15 protein-coding genes are annotated in these 19,628 nt (G+C 64.1%); 9 read left to right on the top strand and 6 right to left on the bottom strand.

The window, feature by feature from the left end; all coding sequences use genetic code 11:
* Window positions 1-41: 41 nt before the first annotated feature.
* Window positions 42-860 carry a DeoR/GlpR family DNA-binding transcription regulator gene (locus R3P95_RS09665; RefSeq protein ID WP_317548208.1) on the top strand — a complete coding sequence of 273 codons (819 nt, stop codon included), beginning with the start codon at window positions 42-44 and terminating at the stop codon, window positions 858-860.
* On the opposite strand, the gene R3P95_RS09660 is transcribed toward R3P95_RS09665, so the two are convergent.
* Window positions 824-2,392, bottom strand: a complete 1,569-nt coding sequence (locus R3P95_RS09660; protein WP_317548207.1) for an FGGY-family carbohydrate kinase — start codon at window positions 2,390-2,392, stop codon at window positions 824-826. The two genes, R3P95_RS09665 and R3P95_RS09660, sit on opposite strands and share 37 nt — an antisense overlap.
* 406 nt (window positions 2,393-2,798) lie before the next feature.
* Here R3P95_RS09660 and R3P95_RS09655 point away from each other — a divergent pair, with 406 nt between their 5' ends.
* The 6 genes from R3P95_RS09655 (at window position 2,799) to R3P95_RS09630 (ending at window position 11,153) form a co-directional block, all read left to right on the top strand.
* Window positions 2,799-3,758 (top strand): hypothetical protein, encoded by a 960-nt coding sequence (locus tag R3P95_RS09655; RefSeq protein WP_317548206.1) that lies wholly within the window; start codon window positions 2,799-2,801, stop codon window positions 3,756-3,758.
* 88 nt (window positions 3,759-3,846) lie between these two features.
* Window positions 3,847-5,346 (top strand): glycerol kinase GlpK, encoded by a 1,500-nt coding sequence (glpK, locus tag R3P95_RS09650; RefSeq protein WP_094645726.1) that lies wholly within the window; start codon window positions 3,847-3,849, stop codon window positions 5,344-5,346.
* The gene (locus tag R3P95_RS09645; protein ID WP_317548205.1) at window positions 5,343-6,200 is read left to right on the top strand and encodes an HAD-IIA family hydrolase; all 858 of its coding nucleotides are present in this window, start codon (window positions 5,343-5,345) and stop codon (window positions 6,198-6,200) included. Before glpK ends, R3P95_RS09645 begins: the two co-directional genes overlap by 4 nt.
* The gene (locus tag R3P95_RS09640) at window positions 6,197-7,597 is read left to right on the top strand and encodes an iron-containing alcohol dehydrogenase (protein WP_317548204.1); all 1,401 of its coding nucleotides are present in this window, start codon (window positions 6,197-6,199) and stop codon (window positions 7,595-7,597) included. Before R3P95_RS09645 ends, R3P95_RS09640 begins: the two co-directional genes overlap by 4 nt.
* A 62-nt stretch (window positions 7,598-7,659) precedes the next feature.
* Entirely contained in the window at window positions 7,660-9,420 is a 1,761-nt protein-coding gene (locus R3P95_RS09635; protein ID WP_094686797.1) for a thiamine pyrophosphate-binding protein, read from the top strand.
* Between the two features lie 50 nt (window positions 9,421-9,470).
* Window positions 9,471-11,153, top strand: coding sequence for a glycerol-3-phosphate dehydrogenase/oxidase (locus R3P95_RS09630; protein ID WP_317548202.1), 1,683 nt, complete (start codon window positions 9,471-9,473; stop codon window positions 11,151-11,153).
* 202 nt (window positions 11,154-11,355) lie between these two features.
* Here R3P95_RS09630 and R3P95_RS09625 read toward each other — a convergent pair whose 3' ends face one another.
* From R3P95_RS09625 to R3P95_RS09615, 3 genes are all read right to left on the bottom strand, one after another.
* On the bottom strand, window positions 11,356-12,057 hold the full coding sequence (locus R3P95_RS09625) for a DUF2334 domain-containing protein (protein WP_317548200.1): 702 nt from the start codon (window positions 12,055-12,057) through the stop codon (window positions 11,356-11,358).
* Between the two features lie 55 nt (window positions 12,058-12,112).
* A complete protein-coding gene (locus R3P95_RS09620) occupies window positions 12,113-12,622 on the bottom strand; it encodes a glutathione peroxidase (protein WP_317548199.1) in 510 nt (169 codons plus the stop codon).
* A gap of 130 nt (window positions 12,623-12,752) precedes the next feature.
* Window positions 12,753-14,150 (bottom strand): cation:dicarboxylate symporter family transporter, encoded by a 1,398-nt coding sequence (locus tag R3P95_RS09615; protein ID WP_317548198.1) that lies wholly within the window; start codon window positions 14,148-14,150, stop codon window positions 12,753-12,755.
* Between the two features lie 174 nt (window positions 14,151-14,324).
* Here R3P95_RS09615 and R3P95_RS09610 point away from each other — a divergent pair, with 174 nt between their 5' ends.
* Together R3P95_RS09610 and R3P95_RS09605 are read left to right on the top strand one after the other, a co-directional pair.
* Window positions 14,325-15,878 (top strand): sensor histidine kinase, encoded by a 1,554-nt coding sequence (locus tag R3P95_RS09610; RefSeq protein WP_317548197.1) that lies wholly within the window; start codon window positions 14,325-14,327, stop codon window positions 15,876-15,878.
* Window positions 15,875-16,549, top strand: a complete 675-nt coding sequence (locus R3P95_RS09605) for a response regulator (protein WP_068049855.1) — start codon at window positions 15,875-15,877, stop codon at window positions 16,547-16,549. Before R3P95_RS09610 ends, R3P95_RS09605 begins: the two co-directional genes overlap by 4 nt.
* Window positions 16,550-16,598: 49 nt before the next feature.
* On the opposite strand, the gene R3P95_RS09600 is transcribed toward R3P95_RS09605, so the two are convergent.
* Both R3P95_RS09600 and R3P95_RS09595 read right to left on the bottom strand, forming a co-directional pair.
* A complete protein-coding gene (locus R3P95_RS09600) occupies window positions 16,599-18,725 on the bottom strand; it encodes a S9 family peptidase (protein WP_317548196.1) in 2,127 nt (708 codons plus the stop codon).
* Window positions 18,722-19,606 carry a phosphoribosylaminoimidazolesuccinocarboxamide synthase gene (locus R3P95_RS09595; RefSeq protein ID WP_317548195.1) on the bottom strand — a complete coding sequence of 295 codons (885 nt, stop codon included), beginning with the start codon at window positions 19,604-19,606 and terminating at the stop codon, window positions 18,722-18,724. Before R3P95_RS09595 ends, R3P95_RS09600 begins: the two co-directional genes overlap by 4 nt.
* Window positions 19,607-19,628 lie beyond the last annotated feature (22 nt).

Genomic DNA, 19,628 nt, shown 5'->3' with positions numbered 1-19,628 from the left:
GATCCGAGTCTACGACCGCGGTCGACGGATACGATGCCCTGGTGGCCACACTCCTCAAGCCCGAGCGGCACTTCCGAATCCTCGAGCTACTGCGCACGACGGGCAAGATTCTGTCTTCCGAACTCGCCGTCACGTTCGACGTCTCCGAGGACACCATTCGCCGGGATCTGGACGAGCTCGGAGCGGAAGGAAAATTGAAGCGAGTGCACGGCGGAGCGCTGGTGGTGTCCACGTTGCACCAGGACTACCGGGATCGGCGGGGCCAGGAGGCGTCGGCCAAGTCGCTCGTCGCCCGTGCTGCCGCAAGCCTGCTGCAGGACAGCCAGGTGATTCTCATCGACGGCGGTACGACGGCAATCGAGGTGACGAAACAGCTCGACCCCCAACTTCGCGCGACGTTCGTCACGCACAGCCCGTCGACCGCGGTGAACCTCGCGGAGCATCCCCACTGCGAGGTCGTCGTGGTCGGGGGTCGCCTCCTGAAGAACGCCATGGTGACGGTGGGCGCGCAGACTCTCAAGACGTACGAGTCGATCAATGCCGATGTCGCGATCCTCGGCATTCTGGGCATCAACGTCGACTCCGGTATCACTCATTTCGAGTACGAGGAAGCGCAGATCAAACGGGCGATGATCGAGGGGGCCCACCGCTCGATCGTCCTGTGCACCAGCGACAAGCTGGGCTATTCCGGCGCATTCCAGGTCGCTCCGCTCTCGGCGATCACCACGCTTGCGGTCGAGCCCGGCCTCGATCCCGCACTTCTGCGGCAGTATCGCGACAGCGGCGTCGAGTGCATCTCCGTCGACGACATCGAACAGGGCGGTCAGGCATCCGCTGCTACGACGGACCGGGCGCAGTAGCGATCGTCGACCGAATCTGCTCTGCTCCAGACCGCAGCCAGTGCCGTGGTCGTTGCGCGATGGCGCGCGTATCGAACAGCCATCACCGCCACCTGCTGCGGATCGGGTTCGTAGGATCGCAGCGTAGGCGTGAATGCCGATGCAGCGGAGGCGAATTCCGGAAACATCCCGATTCCCATCGCAGCTGTGATCGCAGCACCACGGACCCCGATTTCCCCTCGGTCGGCGACGTCCACGCGCAGTCCGAGAACGTCGGCGAATATCTGCGGCCAGATCGGGCTGAGCGAGGCACCCCCCGACATCCGGACGACGCCCGGCCGAGCTGCGTCCTCGCCGCCCAGGAGCGACTCGATATCCGCTCTGTGCGCGTAGGCGATTCCCTCGTACACAGCCAGCGCCGCCTCGTCGAACCCGTCCTCGGCGACAGCCCCGAGCAGGCCGGCCGGCGCACCCCCGGGTCCACCGAACAGATACGGAAAGAACATCATGTCGCCCAATCGATCTCGGGCATACGCGCGAGTCACGGCCTCGTCGCACATCCGATAGAGGTCTCCCCCTCGGTTCCTGGCGTCGTCGGCCGGTCCGCCGAACAGCGAGCGACAACACCATTCGAGGTTGCTCGCCGACGTGATCCCGCCTTCGCTCGCGAGATACATCTCCCCCGTGACGTACCGGCACTGGAGCAACGGGGGCCTGCTGGTTCTGGGGCGTCGATGCAGCGTTTGATCGATTCCGAATGTTCCTGCGACAACGGACATGTGACTTCTGTCGAGCACTCGTGAGGCGACCGCGCACGCGGCAACGTCGACCACTCCCCGAACCACTGGGGTGCCCACCGCGAATCCGGTCAGTTCGGCGGCCACGGCGGTGACTACGCCGACCTTCTCTGCGCCCGGCCCGATACTCGGCAACACGGCGCGCCACTGCGAGAGTCCAAGCAAGTCGAGTGCGTCCTCCGACCATGAACTTCGCTCGATGTCGCACAAGCCGGTCAGCCCGGCATCGGTGTGATCGGTGGACATGTCCCCGCACAATCGAGACCTGATGTAGTCCTTGCAGGCAAGGACGCGATGCACCCTGGGCAGCATCGACGGCTCGTGCTCGTCGAACCATCTCAACAACGCCGCGGTCTGTCCGCTCCACCCTCGTTGCGACACCATGTGCGCAACCCGTGCCGCCGTGACCTCGTCCAGTGCTGATGCTGGTTCGAGTTCGGTCCTGACATCTGTCGAGAGGATGCCGTTCCCGAGCGCCGCGCCGTGCTCGTCGACCAGCCACAACCCGCTGCCGTAGCCGGTGACCGATATCGCGGCTATGTCGCGCGGACCGATGCCCGACGAGCGAAGCAGGGCCTGCGCCGCGGAGCACACGGCACCGAACAGTGCATCGGGATCTTGTTCACGCCTGCCGCCGCTGGACGTCGAGTGCGGGCTTCGCTCCTTCGATGCGGCCAATTCGTGCCCGTTCGCGTCGAACAGCCCCGCTTTGACGAAGGTTCCGCCGGCGTCGATGCCGACGATGTATTGCTCCATGACCACCATCCCGGCTGCGGATTAATGCAGCTCTTGCGATCCCGTGCGGAGGGCTACCGCCTCAGGACTAGATGACAAGGATCACATAGTTTCACCAAGCTGCCTAGTGAAATGGGGTTTGAAGTCGTAAATATTACCGCTCGGTAGATGTTGACTGCCACTCCACCGTGAGTTAACTTCGTCACTAAGCCGCACAAACCGGCATAAACACGAAGTCGTTTCCTCTCAACCCGGCGCCGCTCGAACACGAGCTCCCTCGGTCACCGTCCCCGCCTGGTGCGGCCGATGGCTTTCGAAGAGGTTTCGCCCCGCATTCCCACCCGTCACCTCGGGCCAGGAGTGGACGGGCTCCACCACGAGGACCCGTGAACGGGCACCTCACCGTCTCGAACAAAGGACTCTTGCCGTGGATCTTCAACTGGTCGCGTACATCGCCGCATTCGGCGGTGGGTTGGTCGGCGCTGCCCTCGGCGGACTGTTCGTCTTCAGTCTCTGCGGCATCTTCTGCATCGTCGGCGTGGTGGCTGCGCTGGCCGGTTCCGACTACGACTTCCTGGGGCAGTTGGCATTCGGGCCCTTTCTCGGCCCCCAGGTGGCGTTCGTCGGGGCGGTTGCGGCGGCGGCATACGCCAAACGCACCGGCAAGCTGGACGACGGCAAGAACATTCTCTCGCCGCTGGTCGGCCTGGGTAGCAGCAGCGTGCTGCTCGTCGGCGGCGCATTCGGAGTTCTCGGATTCGCAGTCGAAAAGGCGCTCAAATCCGCCGTGAGCATCGACTCGACGATTACCTCGGCGGTGGTGCTCACCGATACTGTCGCCCTCACGGTCGTGATTCTTGCTGCGGCAACGCGCCTTTCGTTCGGACGCACCGGACTGGTGGCATCGAACCGAGGTGGCCCGGGCGCACAGATCGCCACCCGGTGGCACCCGACCGCGACGCAGGCCTGGCTACCGTTCCAATCGCACCGGCTGCAGGTTGCCACCGTCGCTGTCGGCTTCGGACTGGCCGCGGGCTGGCTGATCGTCAGCCTTCCGGAGTCGGCCCGAGCACTGGGCCCCATCCTGCTCTTCGGATTCAGTGCCACGACACTCCTGCTGCTGCAGATCGGCCTGTCCGGTCCGGTATCGCATCACATCACGTTGCCCGCCGGCTTGGCCGCCGTCGCCGTTCTCTCCGCAGGTGCGCCCAGCACGATCGCACTGGTGGCGGCCGTCGGAGTGGGATTGTTCAGCGCTTTTCTCGCAGAGCTCAGCTCCCGCATCTTCCACACGCTCGGAGACAGCCACTTCGACCCTCCGGCGTGCGCCATCGCCGTCACGACATCGCTGATCGTCGGCACCCAACTGATATTCGGACAAATCTGAACCGGCCCGTCGGCCCCACAGCGGTAACTCGATCTCACCCGAAACACCAACCCCATCTCGCCACGACACGACGGAAAGAGCGTCAGCCATGACTCAGTACATTCTCGGAATCGACGAAGGCACCACCAGCGCAAGAACTCTCATCTTCGACGAGAAGTGCGAGGTCCGCGCGGTAGCGCAACGCGAAATCACTCAGATCTATCCGAACTCGGGATGGATCGAACACGATCCCCTCGAAATCCTCACCGCACAGCTGGAAACGATGCGCGAGGCACTGCGGAGCGCCGATCTCGAACCGACCGACATCACCGCGATCGCACTGACGAACCAACGGGAAACGGCCGTGGTGTGGGACAAGGAGACCGGGCGACCGATCCACAACGCGGTGGTCTGGGCGTCGCGCCAGAGCAACGGCGTGATCGAGCGGTGGCGGGAACGCGGACTCGACTCCGTCATTCGCGAGCGCACCGGCCTGAACTCGGACGCCTACTACTCCGCGTCCAAGATCGCCTGGATTCTCGAGACCGTGCCGGGAGCGCACGAGCGGGCCGAGAAGGGGGAACTGTTGGCGGGCACCATCGACACCTGGCTGATCTGGAACCTCACCGGACGGTGCGCCCATGTCACCGACTACTCCAACGCCTCGCGAACCATGATGTTCAACATCCACACCCGTGAATGGGATCAGGATCTGCTCGACGCCTACGGCATTCCGCGCTGCATGCTCGCGAAGGTCGTCTCCTCGGACACGATCGTCGGCGACGCCGGTGCCACGTTCGGGGCCCCGATTCCCATCGCGTCCAACATGGGCGATCAGCAAGCCGGACTCTTCGGGCAGGTCTGCTTCCGAGCCGGTCAGGCCAAGATGACGTACGGAACAGCAGGAGTTCTGACGATCAACTGCGGCGACACCCCGCAGATGGTCGAGGGCGCAACGACATCCGTGGCCTGGGGTGTCGGCGACGATGTCCGCTACGAGAACGAGGGCGTGCTGTTCAGCATGGGCAAGACCATGCAGTGGCTGCGCGACGACATGAAACTCATTCACGGAGCTGCGGATTGCGAATGGTACGGAGGCCAGGTGGCCAGCACCGACGGTGTCTACCTGGTTCCCGCCTTCACCGGACTCGCCGCACCGACCTGGGATCCCTACGCCCGTGCCTGCATCGTCGGAATGAGCAGCTCCACCAACAGATTGCACATCATCCGCGCAGCCGTCGAATCCATGGTCTTCCAAACCCGCGATGTCGTGGACGCGATCACCGCGAACGGTCAGGTCACGTTGCCCGAGCTGCGGGTCGACGGCGGCGCGGTGAACAACAACATGCTCTGCCAACTCCAGGCCGATATCCTCGGCATCCCCGTGATCCGGCCCGCCATCACCGAAGCCACTGCGCTGGGGGCGACGCTGATGGCCGGATTGAGCACCGGGGTATGGGAATCCCTCGACGAGATCGAGGCACTGTGGTCGGTGGACCGCACCTTCGAGCCCAAGATGGACCGCACCAAGGCCGAGGAAATGTACGCGGGCTGGATCGAGGCCGTCGAACTCTCCAAGGGTTGGGCCCGCAAGGTGACGACCCGATGACGCCGACGTCGACACTCACACAGTCGATTCTGCACAGGCCGACACACCTGTTCGAGTCCTACGTCTTCGACCTCGACGGCACGCTCTATCTCGGCGACGAACTGCTGCCCGGTGCAGCGCACCTGATCGCAGCGCTCCGCGACCTTGGTCGTCGAGTTGTGTTCTGCAGCAACAACCCCACCCGTGCGCCGCAGCAGTACGCCGACAAGCTCACCTCGCTCGGCATACCGGCGCAGGTGTCCGACGTGATAACCACGTCGATGACGACGGTGCGGTGGTTGGCCGAGCATGCCTCGGAAAGCAAGATCTTCGTCATCGGTGAACAGCCGCTGAAGGACTCGATCTCGGCTGCCGGCCTCGAACTGAGCGAGGATCCACGGGAGATCGACGTCGTGGTCGCGAGCTACGACCGCGGATTCGACTACCGCAAACTCAAGATCGCCTTCGAGGCACTCTCCGTCTACCGTCGCGCAATTCTCGTCTCCACCAACCCCGACCGGTTCTGCCCTCTCCCAGGAGGATTCGGCGACCCGGACGCGGCGGCCGTGACGGCGGCCATCGAGGCGAGCGCAGGAGTCGTCGCCGTTGCGCAGATGGGCAAACCCAGCACGTTCATGTTCGAGACCATCAGCGCGCTCACCGGGATCGATCCGGCCACCACACTCGTCATCGGCGACCGACTCACCACCGACATCGCCATGGGGGTGAACGCCGGCACCTCGACGGCTCTCGTGCTTACCGGCGAATCGACTCTCGACGATGTCGACCGGGCAGAGCCAGAGGGTCGGCCCACGTACATCGTCGAATCGGTCGATGATCTGCTGCCTGTTCGATCGACTCGGAGCGCAGGATGAGCCGGCCGCAGACCGTCGGCGCGACGACGGACACAGCGCATTATCTCGCGCAGATCGGCATCGACCACGCCGCGTCGACACTCCGCACGCTCGTCAGTGCTCCGGGGGCGTTGGCGGAGTTGAACTCCGTTCTGGCAGAACTCGACGCGTCGGGTACGGCGGTGATCCTGCACGACGGCACACCGATCTCGGTGGGTTCACGCGACGTCCTCGCCGAGATCGAGAGCACTGTTGCCCGCCACTTCACGGCCAAGGTGTCGGTCCCGAACCACCGGCACGGGACGGTGGTTCTCGACGAAACAACGGTGGACGGTTCCACCGCCGCCAGCGCGGGGTGTGCGGCCATCGTGGCCGTCGGCGGTGGCACCATCGTGGACCTCGGCAAGGTGCTCTCCCATCGGCATGGCGTTCCCCTCGTGGTGATCCAGACATGTGCATCGGTCAACGGCTTCTCCGATCCACTGTCGGTGCTGGTCCGCAGCGGCACCAAGAGCACAGTTCCCACCGCCTGGCCCGTCGCCTTGCTCATCGATCACGACGTGGTCGCCCACGCACCGGCCGCGCTGACCAGAGCAGGATTCGGAGATGCGGCCGCGATCTGGTGCGCACCTGCCGACTGGTATCTGGCGTGCACTCTGGGCATGGACACCGAGTTCGACTCCGACGTTCTGGCCGTGATCGGTGCAGCGGCGGAGCGACTTCGAGATGCACCGTCGCTGACGGAGCTGGATCTCGAAGCACTACTCGATACCCTCACCTACGGGGGTCTCGGCATCGGTGTCACCGGAACGACGGCCGTGGTGTCGGGCTGCGAGCACCTGATCAGCCACCTGATCGACATGGCGGCAGTGGCCCGAGGTACCGACCACGACCTGCACGGCGCTCAGGTGGGTGTCGCCGCGGTGATATCAGCGGCGTTGTGGGAGAGTGCAATCGAATCCTTCGATGCTCTCGCCATCGACGTCGACGACGCGGTCACACCGATTCCGGACCTTGAGTCCTCGGTCATCGGGGCATGGGAATCGATCGACCCCTCGGGCAGGGTCGGAGCCGCCTGTGCCCGCAATGTGGCGACCAAGATGGACAGATGGTCGAGCGCGAGCAGTGAACTCGACGATTTCGTGGCGAACTGGCCCGATCACCGCCGCGCGTTGGTTGCCCTTCTCCGACCCGCAGCCGACATCGCTGCCGATCTGGCAGCCATCGGCGCACCGACCAGGTTTTCGCAGCTGACACCTCCTGTCGACCGCGAGACTGTTCGGTGGATCATGCGCACACTTCCGCTCATGCGAGATCGATTCACGCTGTGCGACGCGCTGCTCGTATCCGGCCGCTGGACAGACGAATTCATCGACCGCGTACTCCACCGGGCCGCCGAGTCCGGTGGCGGACTCTGAACCCGAAGACCATTCCCTCGACGCACCAACAACTCTCGACCCGACAACAAGGAGCGTGTCTCATGCCACACGGTGGCGATCTCGTCGCAGAAATTCTGCGCAAGCACGGAGTGACACAGGTGTTCGGACAGCCCGGCGGCCAGACGGCTGCGTTCTACCAGGGTCTGTCCAACAGGAAAGACATGTCCCATCTCGGCTGCCGTGACGAGCGTTCCGCGGCCTACGCCGCCGACGCCTACGCACGAGTGAGCGGTAAGCCGGGAATCGTCGACGTGACCGTCGGCCCCGGCACGACGAAGCTTCCCGACGGACTCATCGAGAGCATGAACGCCTCGGTGCCCATCGTTGCCATCGTCGGCGAACTCCCACGGTCCTGGGTTCCGCTGCGCGACGGTGGAGTCGGTTCCCAGGGATTCGATCAGATGCCGTTCCTGCAGACCATGACCAAGCAGTCCTGGCTGGCACCGGACCTGGAGACGGTCCCCGATCTGGTGCGAGCGGCGTTTCGCACTGCCACCACCGGCAAGCCCGGCCCGACGGCCGTGGTGATTCCCCACGATGTGCTGGACGAGGAGTGGGAAGAAACAGATCTCCAGGTAGAGGAAAGATTCAACTCCGCACCTGCCTACCGAAGCAGGCCCTCCGACGACGAACTGCGCACCGCCGCAGCGCTGATCGCGAAGGCCGAGCGTCCGTACATCATCGCCGGCGGCGGCGTTCTGGGTTCGGGAGCAACCGCGGAGCTCGCCGAGTTCGCCACTCGCGTCGGCGCCGCAGTGGGCACCAGCTTCACCGGCAAGGGCTCGGTCACCGAGACCGAAAGCTACTCGGTGGGCGTACTGAACCCACTCGGATCACAGGCCGCGCGTGAGCTGGCCGGCGAGGCCGATCTCATCATCTGGTTGGGATCCAAAGTGGGACAGAACACGTCGCTGAACTGGGCCCTGCCCCGTCCGGAGCAGATGACCATCCAGGTCGACGTCGACGGCAGTCAGCTCGGCCGAACCTTCGGGCCTTCGTCCGGACTGCTGGGCGATGTCAAGGCCACCCTCGAAGCGCTCGTCCCGCTCGTGGAACCCAAGTCGGTTCCGGAGTGGCAGAAGCGAATTGCGGAGTCGAAGATCGCCGCATGGGCATCGACCGAACCACTGAGACTGAGTGAGGCGAGCCCGGTCATGCCGCCGAGGGCCATGACCGAACTGGCCAAGCATCTGCGGCCCCACGACATCGTCGTCTCCGACGCCAGCTTCAGCGCGGGCTGGATATCGAACTACCTGAAGAACCCGGTGCCGGGACGCAACTTCCTGTTCGCACGCGGACAGGGCGGGCTCGGCTACTCGACCCCGGCGTCGATGGGTGCCGCGAAAGCCCGCCCCGAAGCGCGCATCGTCACCGTCTCGGGCGACGGCGGATTCAGTTACTCGGTAGGCGAATTGGCCACCCAGGCCGCCCACGGCATGAACATCGTGCACGTCGTCCTCAACAACGGAACCTGGGGATGGCTCCGCATGTGGGAGCACCTCCACTACGAAGGCCTGCGCTACTCCGTGGACCTGGAGAGCGAGAAGGCCAGCACCTCGTATGCCGCGGCGGCGGCAGGTCTGGGAATGCAGGGAATTCTGGTCACCTCGGCCGACGAGCTGGCCAACGCATTCGACAAGGCCTTCAGCACCGAAGGACCCACCGTCGTCGAGATCAGAATTGATCCCGACGCGACGCCGATCGACAGCTACACCCGCCGATTGGCGTCGGGCAAATTCTATCCACGCCCGGGAACCGTCTACCAGGCTCGCCCATGGCAGCAGTCTGCGGGCCGAAAGTAACTGCACAGCAACAGGTCCACAGACCGAGCGGAACGACGAGAAGGACAGACATGAGTAACACCACACGACTGGATCTCGACGAGGTGGCCGCGCACGAGTACGACCTCGTCGTGATCGGTGCGGGCATCAACGGGGCGGCGATCGCCCGCGAGGCCGCACTGCAGGGCACCCGAACTCTCCTGATCGACAAGGGAGATTTCGGGGGCGGCACGTCCAGTTGGTCGAGCAGGTTGATGCACGGCGGACTTCGCTACCTCGAATTCATGGAGTTCGCACTGGTGCACGAGTCTCTGCGCGACCGGGAAGCACTGTTCGACATTGCTTCTCATCTGGTCAAGCCGTTGCCGTTCGTCGTTCCGCTCTACGGCCACAACCACAAACCGGGTTGGATGATGCGGGTGGGCATGGCTATGTACGACGCCTTGTCCTGGAACAAGTCGGTGCCTCGACACCGCAGATTGAACAAGAAGGCGATGGCCGTCGAACTCGGCGGTCTGGACACCTCGTCACTCGCGGGTGGTCTGCACTACTACGACGGCCAGGTCGAGTTCGCCGAGCGATTGGTCGTCGAGAATGTGCTCGACGCGGCGCGTCACGGTGCGACAGTGCGCAACCACACCCAGGCAATTGCGTTGACCACGAGGGGATCCACGGTCACCGGAGTCGAACTCCTCGACGTCACGACCGGACGATCCGCCGTGGTTCGGGCCACGGTCGTCGTCAACGCGGCCGGGCCGTGGGTCGATGACGTCCTGGTCGGTTCCGCACCCTCGATGCCGCGATTGATCGGCGGTACCAAAGGAACTCACGCCGTCGTCGGGCCGTTCCCCGGCGCTCCGACGTGCGCGGTGTACTACGAGGCTCGATCGGACAACCGCGCCGTGCTCGTCATTCCGTGGCGTGGGCACTTTCTCATCGGAACCACCGACGACCGCTTCGACGGCGACCTGGACACCGTCGCGGCAACACAGGACGAGATCGACTACATCCTGGCCGAAACCAACGAGTTGATCCCCGGTGCGGGATTGACGCGCGAGTCGGTGGTGATGACGTACGCGGGTGTTCGGCCACTCCCCTTCCAAGCCGATGGGGACACTCGGGCCATCTCCCGCAGCCACGACATCGTCGACCACGACGAGCTGGAAGGTCTGATCTCCGTGGTGGGCGGCAAACTGACGCCGCACCTGTCGCTGGCCGAGGAGACGCTGACGATGGTCTACCGAAAGATGAAGCGCCCGAAGCCGACGTTCTGTGCACGCACCACGCCACTGCCCGGCGCAGGTCCTGATCCTGCTCGCGGATTACGTGCGGCTGCAGACGATCTGGGTCTATCCGAACATCTTGTGGACCGATTGGTGGCCGTGTACGGCAGCCGCGTGGACGAACTGCTCGAGTTGACGCGCACCGAGCCGGAACTGGCAGAGGTGGTCGGACACGGTCGCGGTGCGTTCCTGGCCGCCGAAGTGATGCTGGCAATCCGAGAGGAATACGCGGTCACCCTGGCCGACATCCTGCATCGGCGCATCATGATCGGCATCGAACCCGGCGCGCAGGACGGTGCCGCCGAGGCGGTGGGACGGATTCTGGAGCAGCATGCTGGGTGGTCCTCCGACCATGTCGCGCGGGATCTTCGAGAAAATCAGGAGTACGTCAAACGCTTGACTTCCTGCACGCGCCACACCGTTGCGCCGGAACTCGAGAATGTGGCGTCGTACTCGACGACCAGCAGCTGACCGACGCTCCCCCGGGGCCCCACCCCCCCACCCCGTTCGCGTCAATGGACCACTGCAGACGTCTGAGCGGTGCAGTGTCACATTCACGCACCTACAGGATGTGCGTGAATGGGCACATTGCATACGTCTGAGGCGTGCAAGGGTCCATTGACGCGGGGCGGGGTGGAGCCGGTCGGGCGGGGTGGGGGCAGCGAACGGCTTGCTAGGCCACGCGAGTGTTGCTGCACGGCAGCCATTCGTACACGCCGGCGTCGGCTCCGTGGTGCAGGGAGAGGTCGATGGCGTCGAGGATTGCCTGTCGCGGTCCTGGGCGTCCGAGTTGCTTGGCACTGATGGCCAGGCGCACCACTCCGTCACGTCGGGCGGTGCGGCCTGCGCCGAGTACCAGTGCCTTGAACCACCAGGGTTCGGCTTTGAAGCCTTCGCCGATTCCCCACACTCTGGCGCGTACCACGCCGTCCCGGTCGAGGTTGTGAATACTATTCAGCGCAGCCAACATTCGGAAGCCCGCGTCGGGGAGGGCTTCGACGGCTCCGGGTGAGGCGATCCAGCGCGGAGCGGCGAAGATTCGGGTGCGCAGGCCCGTCTGTTCCATGACGCGGTCGGCGGCCATCAGACGCAGTCGTGCTTCGTGACGCGGCAGCGAGGAGAACTCGGATCGTCGACGCTTCGTCGCGGCCTGGTCGTAGCCGTGCAGAACGATCGCGTCGCCACCGTCGCGTCGCGCCCTCAGCCAGTCCTGGGTGGGCACGTCGGCTGCGAGGCGGTATTTGTCCTTCAACCGAGGTGCGACGAGCAGCGACAGCGGAACGCCGCGACCGTCGAGGATCCGCGCGAACTCGGCGGCGTGCTCGTAGGTGTCGTTCTTGATTCCGCTCACCGACACGATCAGGCGTCCAGACATGACTCGAGCCTCGCACACCAGCGTGAACGAGGCTCGACGTCGATGCAGACAGAAGCTAAACGACCATCGTGTCCTTCGGCAGGATCTTGTCGATCGCTGCGAGCACCTCGGGTGCGTCCGGCTCGGTGCGCGGACGGAAACGATCGGTCACGACGCCGTCGGGCGAGATCAGGAACTTCTCGAAGTTCCACTGGACGTCTCCGGCCTTGCCGTCGGCGTCTTCGGTCTTGGTCAGTTCGGCGTACAACGGGTGCTGGTTGTCACCGTTGACGTCGACCTTCTCGGTCATCGCGAACGTGATGCCGTACGTGGTGGAGCAAAAGGTCTCGATCTCTTCTGCGGTGCCGGGTTCCTGGCCACCGAACTGATTGCAGGGCACTCCGACGACAGACAGGCCTCGCGCCGAGTATTCGTTGGCGAGCTTCTCGAGCTTTTCGTACTGCGGGGTCAGTCCGCACTTGGAGGCGACATTGACCACGAGGACGGCTCTTCCGGCGTACTCGTCGAGCGAGGTGGGCGCACCACCCAGCGTGTTGATGCCGATGTTCTGAACTTCAGTCATCATCCGAACTTACCTGTGAGTACCGACAGAATGGAACCGACGTACGAAAAACAAGAACGACCCCGCTGGTGGCGGGGTCGTTCTTGGTTCTTCCGAACCGGGCGACGGGGGGATGCGCGGCGCCCGGCAGGTATCACGCCTTGGCGGCGTGCTTTTCGATGATGACCTGCTTGTCGGCAGGTCGGTCGTCCTCGGGGAGGTGGTCGTCGACCATGGTCTCCTCGTCGAACGGCAGGCCGCCGTCGAGAACGGTGTTGACCCGATCCTTGTCGATCGTCTTGGTCCAGGTGCCGACCAGCAGGGTGGCGACGGCATTACCGGAGAAGTTCGTCACCGCGCGGGCCTCGGACATGAACCGGTCGATGCCGATGATGAGGCCGACTCCGTCGAGCAGCTCGGGGCGGTGGCTCTGCAGGCCACCGGCGAGGGTTGCCAGGCCGGCTCCGGAGACTCCGGCCGCACCCTTGGAGGCGATAATCATGAACAGCAGCAGCGAGAACTGCTCTCCGAGAGAGAGCGGCATGTTCATGGCGTCGGCAATGAAGATCGAAGCCATCGTCAGGTAGATCGCGGTGCCGTCGAGGTTGAACGAGTAGCCGGTGGGGACGACGATTCCGACGGTGGTGCGCTGCACTCCGACGTGCTCCATCTTGGCGATCAGACGCGGCAGGGCCGACTCGGACGAGCTGGTGGCGACGATGAGCAGGTACTCACGGGCCAGGTACTTGACCAGCTTGAAGATCGAGAAGCCGGTGACGAACTTGAGAATCAGGCCGAGGAAGAAGAAGACGAAGATGAAGCAGGTGATGTAGAACGCGAGCATCAGAGTGCCGAGTTGGACCACTGCGTTCCATCCCGTCGCTCCGACGACACCGGCGATGGCACCGAACGCACCGATCGGGGCGACCCACAAAATCATGGTCAGGACGCGGAAGACAAGCTTCTGTACCGCGCCGATGCCCTTGAGGATGCCTTCGCCGCTCTTGCCCATGGCCTGAAGTGCGAAGCCTACGAGAACAGCGACGAACAGCGTCTGCAACACACTTCCAGCAGTCAGCGCGGAAACCAGCGTCTCCGGGATGATGCCGGCGATGAAGTCCATGGTGCCGCCGGCACCCTCAGCTTGATCGACGTACTTGTCGACCGCGCCGGAGCTGGGGATGTTCAGGCCCGTTCCCGGCTGGATGAGGTTGCCGACGACCATGCCGATGCCGAGCGCGATCGTCGACATGGCGATGAAGTAGCCGAGGGCCATGCCGCCGACCCGACCGACACTGGCTGCGGCGCGCACGGCACCGATACCGAGGACGATGGTGCAGAAGATGACCGGGCTGATCATCATCTTGATCAGACTGATGAACAGCGTGCCGAGCACCGCGAGTTCCGTGCCGACACCCGGAGCGGTCAATCCGACGATCACACCTGCGATCACGGCAATGATCACGGCAATGTAGAGCCAGTGAGTCTTGTCGCGCTTCTTCTTGGGCTCGGCTGGCGGATTGTCGAACCGCTCGGCATCGATGGTTGTCATGAGTTTTCCTTCTGGTTCAAATGAAGCGCGAGTCGAACTGCGGACTTCGTGACTACGGGGAGTGGAGTGAGGTGCATCACCCCTGCTGAGAGATGATGTTGCTGCACGAGGTGACAGGAGTCACCTATACGTTCATTTCGTTCACACCGACTGTTCTTGCGCGAAAGGAATCCGTTGTCCTCCAAACGTCCGCTGAGCGTCGCCGGCCAGGTGTTGGTGTTGCAGCTCGTCGTCATCGGGGTCGTCGTCTTCGCCGGCGGCATCCTGACGGTGCTCAACGAACGGTCCAACAGCGACGACGCGACCCGACGCGAAGTCACGGCGATCGCGGTCAGCATCGCCAACGAACCGTCGACGCCCATTGCGATCGAATCCGACGACCCGACGTCACGTCTGCAGCCGGAAACGGAGAAGATCCGTCAGGTCACCGGGGTCGACTTCATCGTCGTGATGGCCCCGGATCGCACGCGGTTCACGCACACCACCGTCGACCTGATCGGTAAACCGTTCAGCGGCAACATCGATCGCGCGCTACAAGGTGAGACGTTCACCGAGACCTACGTCGGTTCTCTCGGGCCGTCGATCCGTTCGGTCACCCCGGTCACAGATACAGAAGGTGAGATCGTCGGCCTCGTTTCCGCCGGCGTCACCCGTCAGAAGATCAGTGATCAGTTCTTCCAGGGCCTCCCGCTGATCATCGGAGTCGTGCTCGCTGCGTTCGTCGTCGCCGCAGCGGGATCGACGCTGCTCAGCCGCCGGCTTCGGCGTCAGACACTGGGAATGGCACCGGCGGAACTGCGCACGATGTACGAGCATCACGATGCCGTCCTGCACTCGATCGGTGAAGGCTTGTTGGTGTTCGGCCGCAGCGACGAGGCGGAGTTGGTCAACGACGAGGCCCGACGCCTGCTCGATCTGCCGGAGGGCCCGGTCTCGCTCGCGTCGTTGCCGGAGTCGATGCAGCAGATGGACACCGGCATCGTGCGCGGTGAGTTGCATCTGACGAAGGATCGGGTGCTCGTCGTCAATCAGGATCCGGTGATGTGGGAGGGCCGACGCCTGGGCAATGTGCTGACGATTCGCGATCAAACCGAATTGCGTTCTTTGATGGGTGAATTGGACTCGGTGCGCAGTTTTGCGGAGTCGCTGCGTTCGCAGGCGCACGAGTCGGCGAACAGGCTGCACACCGTCATCACCATGGTCGAGCTCGGCCGGCCGCAGGAGGCCGTCGAGTTCGCCACCGCCGATCTCGAACTCTCGCAGACGCTGATCGACCGCCTGATGAACTCCGTCGGCGAGCCTGCACTCGCGGCGCTGCTGCTGGGCAAGGTCAGTCAAGCTGCCGAGCAGGGTGTGGAGCTCACCATCACCGACGACACGGCGATGGAGGACGAAGGAGTGCTGACGGCCCGCGAATTGGTCACGCTGGTAGGCAATCTGATAGACAATGCCATCGATGCCTCGAAAGAATCCGATCAGCCGTGGGTCGAAGTGACCGTCCGTGACGCCGACGCCGAACTCGTCGTACGCGTTGCCGACAGTGGTCCCGGAATGCCGCCCGAGACGCTGAAAGCTGCTCTGCGGCGCGGCTACTCGACCAAGTCCGGTTCACGCGGTCTGGGGCTGGCGCTGGTGGCCCAGGTGATCAACCGCCATCGGGGCACTCTGACGTCGGAAGTGACGTACGGATCTGTCGTGGTTGCCACCATCCCGGGCTCGACGTCGTGATCCGGGTGCTGATCGTCGACGACGAACCCTTGATCGCCGAGGCCCACAAGACGTACGTCGAGCGCACCCCGGGCTTCGAGGTGGCCGGGGTGGTGCACACCGGCGCTTCGGCCATGCGATTCGCCAGTACCGAGGCCGTCGATCTGGTGTTGCTCGACATCGGGCTGCCCGATGCGAGCGGTATCGACGTAGCGGCCGCACTCGGTGGTCTGCGGCCGAGTCCCGACGTCATCGCCATCACCTCCGAGCGGGATCTGTCGGTGGTGCGTTCGGCGGTGGCACACGGCATCGTGCTGTATCTGCTCAAACCGTTCACGTTTGCCGCGTTCCGCGACAAGCTCGAGCGCTACCGCGAATTCCATGCTGCGTTGCCGGCCGGGGAGAACGCGTCGAGTCAACGCGACATCGACCGCGCCATGGCACATCTACGAACAGCCGACGAACGCGTCTCGACACCCAAAGGCATTGCCCCACAAACCATGGACGGCATCACCGCCAGCGTCAGAGAAGCCGCTGACGGACTCAACGCATCCGAGGCCGCCAAGGTCGTCGGAGTCTCCCGCGTGACCGCTTGGCGGTACCTCGAGCGCCTCGCCGACGACGGCCTGGTCACCCGGCACACCGAATACGGCAGAGCCGGGCGACCGCAGGTCCGCTACGTGTGGCGTTAGAGCGGCTGGCGCCGCATGTGAGCGGAAACTCGTAGCAGGCTACGAGTTTCTATGCACGTGCGCCGGAGGCGCTCACGATCCACGCGTACTCGAAGGCCGCTTCTTTCCACTTCTCGTAGCGTCCGCTCACTCCGCCGTGTCCGGCGCTCATTTCGGTCTTGAGGAGCAGATCCGAGTCACCCGTCTTCGTTGCTCGCAGGGCGGCAACCCATTTCGCGGGCTCGACGTACAGAACGCGGGTGTCGTTGATGGACGTGATCGCCAGGATCGACGGGTAGTCCTTGGCCTCGACGTTCTCGTAGGGGCTGTACGACTTCATGTAGTCGTACACCTCCTTGCTGGCCAACGGGTTTCCCCATTCGTCCCATTCGATGACCGTCAGCGGCAACGACGGATCCAGGATGGAGGTGAGCGGATCGACGAACGGCACGTTGGCGAGAATGCCGTTGAACAGCTCCGGCGCGAGGTTGGCCACCGCCCCCATCAGCAATCCGCCCGCGCTGCCGCCGTCGGCGACGAGATGCTTCGGCGAGGTGCGTCCGGTGTCGATGAGATGCTGTGCGGCAGCGATGAAGTCGGTGAAGGTGTTCTTCTTCTTCAGCGTCTTGCCGTTGTCGTACCAGTGCCGACCCATCTCGCCGCCGCCGCGTACGTGGGCGACGACGAAGACGATGCCGCGGTCGAGCAGCGAGAGCCGCGCCACCGAGAACGACGGGTCCATCGAGGCCTCGTACGATCCGTAGCCGTAGAGCAGCGTCGGTGCGGGGCCGTCGGGCACGTCCTTGCGTGCGATGACCGACAGCGGAATCTGCGTGCCGTCCGGCGCGGTCGCCCACTCGCGATGCTGAACGTAGTCACCGGCGTCGAACTTGCCCAGAACCGGCTGTGATTTGCGGAGCAGCAGTTCGCCACTGGCGATGTCGAGGTCGTAGACCTGGCCTGGGGTGATGAACGAGGTGTAGACCATTCGCAGCAGCGGCTGATCCCATTCCGGGTTGGAGCCGGCTCCGACGGAGTAGAGCTCCTCGTCGAACTCGAGCTCGCGGTATTCGCCGTATCCCTCGTCGGTCAGCGGCCAGATCGCCATGCGGGTCAATGCTTCTCGCCGGTAGGTGAAGATCAGATGTCCGGCGAAGGCGTCGATGTCCTCGACTCGGACGTCGTCGCGATGCGGCACCAGGGTGCGCTGATCCAAAGGATCGCTCACCGGAGCTTCGGCGAGCAGGAAGTTCTCGGCCTTCTCCCCCTCGGTGCCCCAACCGTTGACCGAGCCGTTGTGGGTGATGAGGAATCGATCCTCACCGGCCACGACGGCATGTTCGATGCTGTACTCGACGCCGTCCGTGCGGGGCAGTACGACGCGGAACTCGCCCTCGGGATCGGTGGACTCCAGCACGAGGCATTCGGAGGTGATCTTCGAGCCGACCCAGATCATCAGGTACTTCTCGCTGCGGGTGGAACCGAAGCCCACCCAGTAGCTTTCGTCGGGTTCGTGGAAGACCTTGACGTCCCCGGACTTGCCGAGGGTGTGTCGCCAGACGGTGTCGGGACGCCAGGATTCGTCGACCGTCAGGTAGAACACGTGCGTGGCGTCGGCAGTCCAGGTGGCCCCGGGCGCGACGTTCTCGATGGTGTCGGCGAGCAGCTCGCCGGTCTCCAGGTTCTTGAAGCGCAGCGTGTAGCGCTCGTCGCCCTCGGTATCGGTCGAGTACGCCAGCAGCGTGCCGTCGAGGCTGATCGAGAACGCGCCGAGGGAGAAGAAGTCATGACCCTCCGCTTCGACATTCGCGTCGAGCAGAACCTGCTCACCGGGAACGTCCACGTCGGACGACAGCGTGGGCGGGGTCCAGTCGTCGGGAGAGTCGACGGGGCAACGGCATTGGAGACCGTACGACTTCCCCTCGACAGTGCGTGAGTAGTACCACCACTGCCCCATACGCGTCGGCACGGACAGGTCGGTTTCCTGGGTCCGCGACTTGATCTCGTCGAAGATCTTGCCCCGCAACGATTCCAGGCCGGCGGTCTGCTGCTCGGTGTAGGCGTTCTCGGCTTCGAGGTAGGCGATCACCTCGGGATCTTCCTTGGCGCGCAACCATTCGTAGTTGTCGATGAAGGTGTCGCCGTGATGGGTGCGCTCGAGTGGCACCTTCTTGGCAACGGGTGGGGTGATCGTCATGGCGTGACCCAATCGTCGAAGTTCAGGCCCGAGATGCGCTCGTAGGCCTCGATGTAGCGGCTGCGGGTTGCGGCGACGATGTCGTCCGGCAACGGTGGCGGTGGAGTGTCGGAGTTGCGATCCCAACCGGACTTGCCGGTCAACCAGTCTCGAACGAACTGCTTGTCGAAACTGGGCTGAACGCGACCTTCCTCGTACGAATCGGCCGGCCAGTAGCGCGAGGAATCGGGCGTGAGCACCTCGTCGGCGAGGACGAGGTTGCCGTCGGCGTCGGTACCGAACTCGAACTTCGTGTCCGCGAGAATGATTCCGCGTTCCAGAGCGAAGTTGGCTGCCCGCGTGTAGATCTCGATGGTGTCTTCACGCAACTTGAACGCAAGTTCGGCACCGACCTGCTCGACGGCCTGGTCGAAGGTGATGTTCTCGTCGTGGTCGCCCAGTTCCGCTTTGGACGCGGGGGTGAAGATCGCCTCGTTGAGCTTGCTGGATTCCACGAGCCCCGGCGGAAGTTGCACGCCGCACACTGCTCCGGTCGCGTTGTAGTCCGCCAGCCCGGAACCGGTGAGGTACCCGCGCGCGACGCATTCGATCGGAACCATGTTCAGCTTCTTCACCACCAGGGCGCGGCCGACCAGTTCAGCGGGGATGCGTTCGTCGAGCGGATCGCCTGCCAGATGGTTGACGCCGCCGAGCTCCTCGAAGAAGAACACGCTCATCGCCGTCAACACGCGTCCCTTGTCCGGGATCGGGGTGTCGAGGATGTGGTCGTAGGCCGAGATTCGGTCGCTCGCGACGAGCAACAGATGCGCGTCGTCGATCGTGTACAGATCGCGGACCTTGCCGCCGGCCAGATGCTCGTAGCTACTCAGTGATGGTCGCACGGTGTTCAACACTATCTGGGCC

Origin of the sequence: Rhodococcus cercidiphylli (genome assembly GCF_033042225.1) — a bacterium.
Classification (GTDB): domain Bacteria; phylum Actinomycetota; class Actinomycetes; order Mycobacteriales; family Mycobacteriaceae; genus Rhodococcoides.
The sequence above is the reverse complement of the archived record's forward strand: the minus strand, read 5'-3'. Positions and strand labels throughout refer to the sequence as shown.

Coding starts and splice junctions, on each gene's coding strand:
- R3P95_RS09620 (WP_317548199.1), bottom strand. CDS start 12,622: ATGATGACTGAAGTTCAGAACATCGGCATCAACACGCTGGGTGGTGCG.
- R3P95_RS09640 (WP_317548204.1), top strand. CDS start 6,197: ATGAGCCGGCCGCAGACCGTCGGCGCGACGACGGACACAGCGCATTAT.
- R3P95_RS09600 (WP_317548196.1), bottom strand. CDS start 18,725: ATGACGATCACCCCACCCGTTGCCAAGAAGGTGCCACTCGAGCGCACC.
- R3P95_RS09635 (WP_094686797.1), top strand. CDS start 7,660: ATGCCACACGGTGGCGATCTCGTCGCAGAAATTCTGCGCAAGCACGGA.
- R3P95_RS09625 (WP_317548200.1), bottom strand. CDS start 12,057: ATGTCTGGACGCCTGATCGTGTCGGTGAGCGGAATCAAGAACGACACC.
- glpK (WP_094645726.1), top strand. CDS start 3,847: ATGACTCAGTACATTCTCGGAATCGACGAAGGCACCACCAGCGCAAGA.
- R3P95_RS09615 (WP_317548198.1), bottom strand. CDS start 14,150: ATGACAACCATCGATGCCGAGCGGTTCGACAATCCGCCAGCCGAGCCC.
- R3P95_RS09660 (WP_317548207.1), bottom strand. CDS start 2,392: ATGGAGCAATACATCGTCGGCATCGACGCCGGCGGAACCTTCGTCAAA.
- R3P95_RS09630 (WP_317548202.1), top strand. CDS start 9,471: ATGAGTAACACCACACGACTGGATCTCGACGAGGTGGCCGCGCACGAG.
- R3P95_RS09645 (WP_317548205.1), top strand. CDS start 5,343: ATGACGCCGACGTCGACACTCACACAGTCGATTCTGCACAGGCCGACA.